Raw genomic sequence first — 7,310 nt, 5'->3', positions numbered from 1 at the left:
TGTCTCGATCACCAAGCGCGATCTCGCCGAGCTGACCATCCAGGCGAGCAAGGCCAATCTGAGCGACGCCGAGGTGATCGCACAGATGGAGGAGGAGCGCGCCAACCTCGCCGCCAGCGACCGTCGCGCCGCCCTGCCGATCCCGCCGCAGCTGATGCTCAGCCGGACCCTCGGCCAGGGCGCCGCCGCTGCGAGCGCCGATCTGCTCGGCTATGCGCCGGCCACCGACACCTCCTTCTCCGGGATCGAGGTCCGCGTCGTCCCGGAAAACGTCACCAATGCGCTGAAGGCGCCGATCGCCGCGACACGCGAGCCGCTGGTCGAGGAGAAGCTGCTGATCACCCGCCGCGGCGAGAATTTCGAGACCGTGGTCCGCAATGCCGGCGCCAATCGCGACCAGATCATCTCGATGATCAACGCCTTCGGCGGCAAGGTGAAGATCGCCGCGCTGCCGGAGGGCCAGGTCCTGCAGGCCCTGTTCGCACCCGGGCCGCGGCCGGGCGACGCGCGCCAGATCGTCCGCATCGCCCTGCTCGACAATGGCCGCCCGGCCGCGATGGTCGCGATCAACGACAAGGGCGTCTTCACCCCCGTCGCGCTGCCCAAGGCCGAGACGCTCGGCCCGCAGCAGAAGGCCCAGACCGGCAATGACGAGGAGGAGGAGGAAGAGGAGGACAGCGGCGGCACCGGCGCCCGGCTCTATGAGAGCCTGTACGAGACCGGGCTGCGCCATGACCTGCCGCGCGCCCTGATCGACGAACTCGTCCGCATCTTCTCCTATGATCTCGATTTCCAGCAGCGCGTCCGCGGCGGCGACAGCCTCGAGGTGATCTTCACCGACGAGGACGAGGGCGAGCGCGCCGAAATTCTCTCGGCCTCGCTCACCATCGGCGGCGAAACCCGGCAGGTCTTCCGCTACCAGGCTCCCGAGGACGGGCTGATCGACTTCTTCGATCCGGACGGACGCTCGCTGAAGAAGTTCCTGTTGCGCAAGCCGATCAGCGATGCCGAAATGCGCTCGGGCTTCGGCATGCGCTACCACCCGATCATGCGCTATTCGAAGATGCATACCGGCGTCGACTGGGCCAACAAGATCGGCACGCCGATCCTGGCGGCGGGCAACGGCACGGTGATCAAGGCCGAATGGGATTCCGGCTATGGCCGGCGCATCGAGATCCAGCACGCCAATGGCTACGTCACCAGCTATTCGCACCAATCGGCCTTCGCCAAGGGCATCGCGCCCGGTGTCAAGGTCCGCCAGGGCCAGGTGATCGGCTTCCTCGGCAATACCGGCCTCTCGACCGGCCCGCATCTGCACTACGAGGTCATGGTCAACGGCAATTTCGTCAACCCGATGAAGATCAAGGTGCCACGCGGGCGCGAGCTCGACGGCCGCGCGCTCGCCGAATTCAAGCGCCAGCGCGACGAAGTCCTGGGGCTGATCGTGCGGGCCGGAGGCCAGACCGCACAGGCGCGCTGAGCCGGCTCCGGGGCCTGACGCCGATGCTCGCCGCGCTGCTGACAGTCCTGCCCGTATTCGGCCTGATCGCGCTCGGCTATGGCGCGCGCTGGACTCGGATCCTGCGCGAGAGCACCGGCGAGGGGCTCTCGGATTTCGTCTTCGTCCTCGCCGTGCCCTGCCTGCTGTTCAAGACGCTGGCGACCGCGGCGATCCCCGCCGCGCAGCCCTGGGGCTACTGGATCTCCTATTTCACCGGGCTTGCCGTCGTCTGGCTCATCGCCCAGCTGGTGGCGAGCCGCGTCTTCGGGCGCAAAGGCCCCGAACTCGTCGTCTCCGGCTTCGCCGCCGCCCAGTCGAACACGGTCTTCGTCGGCATCCCGATGATCCTGAAAGCCTATGGCGAGGCCGGCGCAGTGCCGCTCGGATTGCTGCTCGTCATCCATCTGCCGGTGACCATGACCGTCGCCACCGTGCTGGCCGAGGGACGCGCCGCCTCGTTCGGCCTCATGCTCCGGCGCCTGTTCATGCACCCGCTGATCCTCGGCATCCTGCTCGGCGCCGCAGTGCGCCCGGTCGTCGCGCATGTGCCGGCACCACTCTGGACGATCATCGATCTGATTGCCGCGACGGCGGTTCCCTGCGCGCTGATCAGCCTCGGCATCGCGCTTCATCGCTATGGCCTGGCCTCGGGCATCGGCCTGCCGGTGGTCCTGAGCGGGCTCAAGCTGGTCGTGCATCCACTGATCGTGCTGATACTGGCGACGAAAGTCTTTGCGATGCCGCCGGTCTGGGCCGGAGTCGCGGTGCTGTTCGCCGCCTGCCCCTGCGGGGTCAACGCCTATCTCTTCGCCGAGCGCTATCGCCAGGGCATGGCCGATGCCTCGAGCGCCATCGCGCTCTCGACCGCGCTCTCGCTCTTCACCACGATCTTCTGGCTGAGCTGGCTCGGCGCGGCCTGAGGCGAACGCTCGAATGATCTCGGCCGGTCGGCGATTCACGTGAAACCGAGCTGCCGGCGGATCGCGGCCGGCGTCACCCCTCGGGCCCGCAGATCGGCGAGCCCCGGCGACTGCCGGCTCTTGGCCAGCTTCTGACCGGTCTCATCGGCCAGAAGCCGGTGGAAGTGATAGAGCGGCACGGCCAAGCCGAGCAGGCGCTGCAGCACGAGATGGATAGCGGTCGCCGCCTCGAGATCGCGGCCGCGCACGACATGGCTGACGCCCTGCAGCGCATCGTCGACGACGACGGCAAGGTGATAGCTCGTCGGTACGTCCTTGCGGGCGAGCACGACATCGCCCCAGCGCGCCGGATCCACGGCGATCCGCCGCACCGCTCCTTCGGCATCGAAGACGGAGTAGGAAAGATTCGCGCCCGTGCATGCGAGCGCGCGATCCATGGCCAGGCGCAGCACATGCGGCTCGCCGGCCGCGATCCGCTCACGCTGCTCCGCTCCGGACAGGTTGCGGCAGCATCCGGGATAGAGCGGCGCGCCATCGGGATCGCGCGGCCAGGGCTCGCCGGTTTCGGCTTCGCGCCGGGCGACCGCCTGCTTCACCTCCTGCCGCGAGCAGAAGCAGGGATAGATCAGCCCCATCGCCTGCAGCTGTGCCAGCGCGCTGCGGTAGTCGTCAAAATGCTCCGACTGGCGCCGAACCGCGCCGTCGAAATGCAGGCCGAGCCAGGCGAGATCGTCATGGATGCCCTGCTCGAATTCCGGCCGGCAGCGCGCGAGGTCGATATCCTCGATCCGCAGCAGCAGCCGCCCGCCGAAAGCGGCGGCCAGGCGGGCATTGGTCAGCGCCGAGAGCGCGTGGCCGAGATGCAGCCGCCCGTTCGGGCTCGGTGCGAAACGGAAAACGGGTGGGGACTTCGCCATCGCCTCCTGTCTATGGTCGGACCCGACCGACGCCAAGCCCGCACCCTCCTGACAGGATCGGCGCCAGCCTGCACCCTAGATTGCCCGCCATGCCGAGAATCACCTGCGACGCCGATCTCGAAGAGGGCATGGCCGCCCTCGCGGCCCTCGACCCGGCCTGGGAGCCGATCATTGCGCGCACCGGCATCCCGCCGCTGCGCCGGCGCGACAGCGGCTTTTCCAGCCTCGCCTCGATCATCGTCTCGCAGCAGCTTTCGGTCGCCAGCGCCCGCGCCGTCTGGGCAAGGCTGGAAGGCGTGTTCGACCCACTGACGCCGGAGCGGATCCTGGTCGCGAGCGATGAGGAGATGCGGTTGTCGGGCCTGTCACGGCCGAAGCAGAAGACCTTGCGCGCCGTCGCCGCCGCGATCGCCGAAGGCAGCCTCGACCTCGCCGGACTGGAAACGGCGACACCGGAATTCGTGCATGCGCACATGACCGCCATCTCGGGCATCGGGCCGTGGACGGCGGATGTTTATCTGCTGTTCTGCCTCGGCCACCGTGACGGCTTCGCCGCCGGCGACCTCGCCGTGCAGGAAGCGGCGAAGCTCGCTTTCGGGCTGGCCGCCCGGCCGAAACCGACCGAGCTCCTCGCTCTGGCAGAGGCGTGGCGGCCCTGGCGCGGCGTCGCGGCCCGCTTGCTCTGGGCCTATTACGCCGCGCTCAAGGCGCGCGAAGGCGTCAACGCCTAGATCACCGCGCGTCCGTTCGGACGCGGCCACGGTGATCTATCTCAGTGTTATCGCATCGGACCGAAAAGTGGAGTCCACTTTTCGGTCCGATGCGATAGGCGCGTTTTCGAGTGAAGTGGCCGCCGACTCGCGTGATGAGAAAGCGATGAGCAGAAACCGGGACCACTCCCGCGCTTGCTCGAGGCGCGGGAGTGGTCGGGCCTTCAGCCCTTGATCACCTTGAGAGCCGCCTGGCTGGCGGCACGCAGCAGGCCGGTATCGCTCATCACCGTTACCAGCCTTGCACCGAGCTCGACGCCCTGCTTGGCGCGTTCGGCGCTCGCCGCATAGAAGGCGACCGGCTTCTTCACCGCATTCGCCCGCGCCACGATATGGCGCAGCGCGTCGTCGACCTCCTTGGCCGAGGCGTTGACCGAGGTGCCGCCCGACAGCGCGATCGACAGATCCGACGGGCCGACGAAGAGCGCGTCGATGCCGTCGATGGCGAGAATATCGTCGACGATCGCCATCGCCTCGCGCGTCTCGATCATCGCGAAGGTCAGCGAGAAATCATTAGCCTGCCTGAGATAGCCGTTCTGGTCGAGGCCGGAGGCGCCGAGGCCGCCATAGCTGCCCCAGCTGCGCTCGCCGAGCGGCGGATACTTGGCATAGGCCGCGAGACGACGGGCATCCTCGATCGTGTTGATCATCGGCGCGATCACGCCGGACGCGCCGGAATCGAACAGCTTCGAGACGTTCTGGAACTCGCCGACCGCGATGCGGGCGAGAGCGGGCTTGCCGGCGGCATTGATCAGCGGGATCGCCCGGATGACCTCGCCGAGCGTGATCGGGCCGTGCTGCATGTCGAGCGTGACCGCATCGAAATCTTCCTGCGCCAGGATCGCGGCGATGCTCGGGTCCGGCAGGCCGCACCAGGCGGAAAGCAGCGTCTCACCCTTGGCGAGGCGGTCTGCGAGCGAGGAGAGCACGGTCGGCTTGGTGGCGGTCATCGGGCAGCTTCATCCGGTTGCGGCCGCTCTTCGTCGGCGGCACGCTGAAACTGGACCCAATCGCGGGCCAAAGGCAAACCATCCGGCATGCGCCCGGCTCGGGGACGCCTTGCGAATCGCGCGCCTTTCCCCACCGGCAGCCGCGCCTGCCCGGCGCGGCGCCGTGGCGAGGCGCTTCAGCGCCCGGCCTGGATCTCTTCGGCCGCCCGGATCAGCAGATCCTGCATGACCTGACGGATCTCGCTGTCGCCGGCCGCGACATTGCCGGCCGCGAAATCGGCCTTGACCTTGCGCACCACGTCCTCGTCGCCGGCCTCCTCGAAATCGGCCAGAACGACCGATTTGGCATAGGCCTCGGCGTCGGCGCCGCTCTTGCCGAGCTTGTCGGCGGCCCAGAGGCCGAGCAGCTTGTTGCGGCGGGCCATCGCCTTGAAGCGCAGTTCCTCGTCATGCGCGAACTTGTTCTCGAAAGCATCCTTGCGCTGGTCGAATGTCGCCATGACGGTTCTGGTCCTCTCCGGAATCGCGGGGTTTGCGGCAGATCGGCCGATATCGGCCTTCCTCGCCATATAGAATGCGCCAGCCGATGCGGCTAGGGGCGAGCGCGCCGCGGGCCGGCGGCACAGATTTCGAGACGCCCGGCGCGCTTTGTTGCGTTTGCGACGCGAAAGGCCCATATAGCGCGAAGCGCGGCAGACTCCTCAGGAAGCGAGCGCGCGAGAACCAGCCGGACCGGCGCGTTAGGATCGAACTCGAAAGAGCCACGGGATTGCGCGACAGCGTGCTGAACAGGGCCAAGATCCCGCCGCGGGAAACCGCGACCAGAGAGAGGCCGACCCATTGGATTTCCTCAAGCCACGGTATATCCCGATGAACCGCCGCCGTCGCATTTACGAAGGCAAGGCGAAGGTCCTGTACGAAGGACCGGAGCCCGGAACGCTCATCCAGCATTTCAAGGATGACGCGACCGCCTTCAACGCCAAGAAGCATGAAGTGATCGACGGCAAGGGCGTCCTGAACAACCGGATTTCCGAGTACATCTTCACGAACCTCAACGATATCGGCGTCCCCACGCATTTCATCCGCCGGCTGAACATGCGCGAGCAGCTGATTCGCGAGGTCGAGATCATTCCGCTCGAGGTCGTGGTCCGCAACGTCGCTGCCGGCTCGCTGTCGACCAAGCTCGGCCTCGAGGAAGGCACCCAGCTGCCGCGCTCGATCATCGAGTTCTATTACAAGAACGACGCGCTGAACGACCCGATGGTCTCGGAAGAGCACATCACCGCCTTCGGCTGGGCGACGCCGCAGGAGATCGACGACATCATGGCGCTCGCCATCCGCGTCAATGATTTCCTCTCCGGCCTGTTCCTCGGCGCCGGCATCCGCCTCGTCGACTTCAAGATGGAGTGCGGCCGCCTCTGGGAAGGCGACATGATGCGCATCGTCGTCGCCGACGAGATCAGCCCGGATTCCTGCCGGCTCTGGGACATCAAGTCGAAGGACAAGATGGACAAGGACCGCTTCCGCCGCGACATGGGCGGGCTGATCGAGGCCTATACCGAGGTGGCCCGCCGCCTCGGCATCATGGGCGAGAACGAGAAAACCGGCCCGGCCGGGCCGCGCCTGGTGCAGTGAGCGCCGGGATCGCTGTCGAACCGACATCGAAACGGGGGCGCTTGCGCTCCCGTTTGCGTTTCGGCGCCCTGGCCCTGGCGGTCGTGCTGCTCGCCGGCTGCGCCGACCATTTCGGCCCGGGCCTCGTCCAGCTCGCCGCCGGCCGCGGCTGGGAGCCGCTGCCGATCCAGAGCTGGGTCGTCAATGATGGCATCACCCCGAAGGCGATCGTCTATTGCCCGCCGGAGGATTGCATCCGCCCCGGCGTCGCCGCCTTGCTGAGCTTCGAAGGGCGCCGCGCCGTCGAGATCGAGCGCGCGCTGGCATCGGACCCGGCAAGGCTGGCGCGGGCCTTCACCGCCTCGGCAACGCGCGGCAAGGACAAGAAACCGGCCAGGCCGGCGAGCACCACCACCGTCTCGCGCTTCAAGCTCGACGGCACCAGCGGCATCCAGGTCGAGATCCGCGCCAGGGAGGGCCACCGCCTCGCCTCGACCGCGATCCTCTATGCCCGCAAGGACAAGGTGCTATCGCTCGCCATGGCCGTCACCAATGATTCGCAGGCCGCCCGCGACTATGCCCGCGCCACCTGGGAAAGCCGTTGAAGCGACGTCCTGGACCAGCAAAGAGTTGAGCCG

General features: G+C 67.5%; 8 protein-coding genes (1 of these 8 only partly in view). 5 read left to right on the top strand and 3 right to left on the bottom strand.

All coding sequences use genetic code 11. From position 1 onward, the window contains the following. Positions 1-1,480: the 3' portion of a M23 family metallopeptidase gene (locus AC3RCC_RS02260; protein ID WP_291639064.1), read on the top strand. 551 nt of this gene lie to the left of the window's left edge; only the last 1,480 of its 2,031 coding nucleotides appear in the window; the start codon falls outside the window, past its left edge; its stop codon occupies positions 1,478-1,480. 23 nt (positions 1,481-1,503) lie between these two features. Continuing rightward, complete coding sequence (locus tag AC3RCC_RS02255; protein WP_492257459.1) at positions 1,504-2,421, top strand: AEC family transporter; 918 nt, start codon at positions 1,504-1,506, stop codon at positions 2,419-2,421. A gap of 35 nt (positions 2,422-2,456) precedes the next feature. Here the strand turns inward: AC3RCC_RS02255 and gluQRS are convergent, their stop codons facing one another. After that, on the bottom strand, positions 2,457-3,338 hold the full coding sequence (gene gluQRS, locus AC3RCC_RS02250) for a tRNA glutamyl-Q(34) synthetase GluQRS (protein WP_492257458.1): 882 nt from the start codon (positions 3,336-3,338) through the stop codon (positions 2,457-2,459). A gap of 89 nt (positions 3,339-3,427) precedes the next feature. Between gluQRS and AC3RCC_RS02245 the strand changes: the two genes are divergently transcribed. Then, the gene (locus AC3RCC_RS02245; protein ID WP_492257457.1) at positions 3,428-4,069 is read left to right on the top strand and encodes a DNA-3-methyladenine glycosylase family protein; all 642 of its coding nucleotides are present in this window, start codon (positions 3,428-3,430) and stop codon (positions 4,067-4,069) included. A gap of 203 nt (positions 4,070-4,272) precedes the next feature. On the opposite strand, the gene AC3RCC_RS02240 is transcribed toward AC3RCC_RS02245, so the two are convergent. Both AC3RCC_RS02240 and AC3RCC_RS02235 read right to left on the bottom strand, forming a co-directional pair. Continuing rightward, entirely contained in the window at positions 4,273-5,058 is a 786-nt protein-coding gene (locus AC3RCC_RS02240; protein ID WP_452119700.1) for an HpcH/HpaI aldolase family protein, read from the bottom strand. A 176-nt stretch (positions 5,059-5,234) separates the two neighbouring features. After that, positions 5,235-5,558: a DUF1476 domain-containing protein gene (locus tag AC3RCC_RS02235; protein WP_291639059.1), complete on the bottom strand. Its 324-nt coding sequence runs from the start codon at positions 5,556-5,558 to the stop codon at positions 5,235-5,237. Between the two features lie 340 nt (positions 5,559-5,898). Here AC3RCC_RS02235 and purC point away from each other — a divergent pair, with 340 nt between their 5' ends. Together purC and AC3RCC_RS02225 are read left to right on the top strand one after the other, a co-directional pair. Further along, on the top strand, positions 5,899-6,693 hold the full coding sequence (purC, locus tag AC3RCC_RS02230; RefSeq protein ID WP_291639058.1) for a phosphoribosylaminoimidazolesuccinocarboxamide synthase: 795 nt from the start codon (positions 5,899-5,901) through the stop codon (positions 6,691-6,693). Between the two features lie 41 nt (positions 6,694-6,734). Continuing rightward, the gene (locus AC3RCC_RS02225; RefSeq protein ID WP_492257456.1) at positions 6,735-7,277 is read left to right on the top strand and encodes a hypothetical protein; all 543 of its coding nucleotides are present in this window, start codon (positions 6,735-6,737) and stop codon (positions 7,275-7,277) included. The last annotated feature ends 33 nt before the right edge of the window (positions 7,278-7,310 follow it).

The organism is Allobosea sp. GW823-FHT01F03 (assembly GCF_058798075.1).
Note: the sequence above shows the minus strand (reverse complement) of the source record. Positions and strands in the feature narration are given on the sequence as shown.

Bases quoted from the DNA above. Each gene is read 5' to 3' on its own strand.
- AC3RCC_RS02255 (WP_492257459.1), top strand. From the start codon at position 1,504: ATGCTCGCCGCGCTGCTGACAGTCCTGCCCGTATTCGGCCTGATCGCG.
- AC3RCC_RS02235 (WP_291639059.1), bottom strand. From the start codon at position 5,558: ATGGCGACATTCGACCAGCGCAAGGATGCTTTCGAGAACAAGTTCGCG.
- AC3RCC_RS02240 (WP_452119700.1), bottom strand. From the start codon at position 5,058: ATGACCGCCACCAAGCCGACCGTGCTCTCCTCGCTCGCAGACCGCCTC.
- AC3RCC_RS02245 (WP_492257457.1), top strand. From the start codon at position 3,428: ATGCCGAGAATCACCTGCGACGCCGATCTCGAAGAGGGCATGGCCGCC.
- gluQRS (WP_492257458.1), bottom strand. From the start codon at position 3,338: ATGGCGAAGTCCCCACCCGTTTTCCGTTTCGCACCGAGCCCGAACGGG.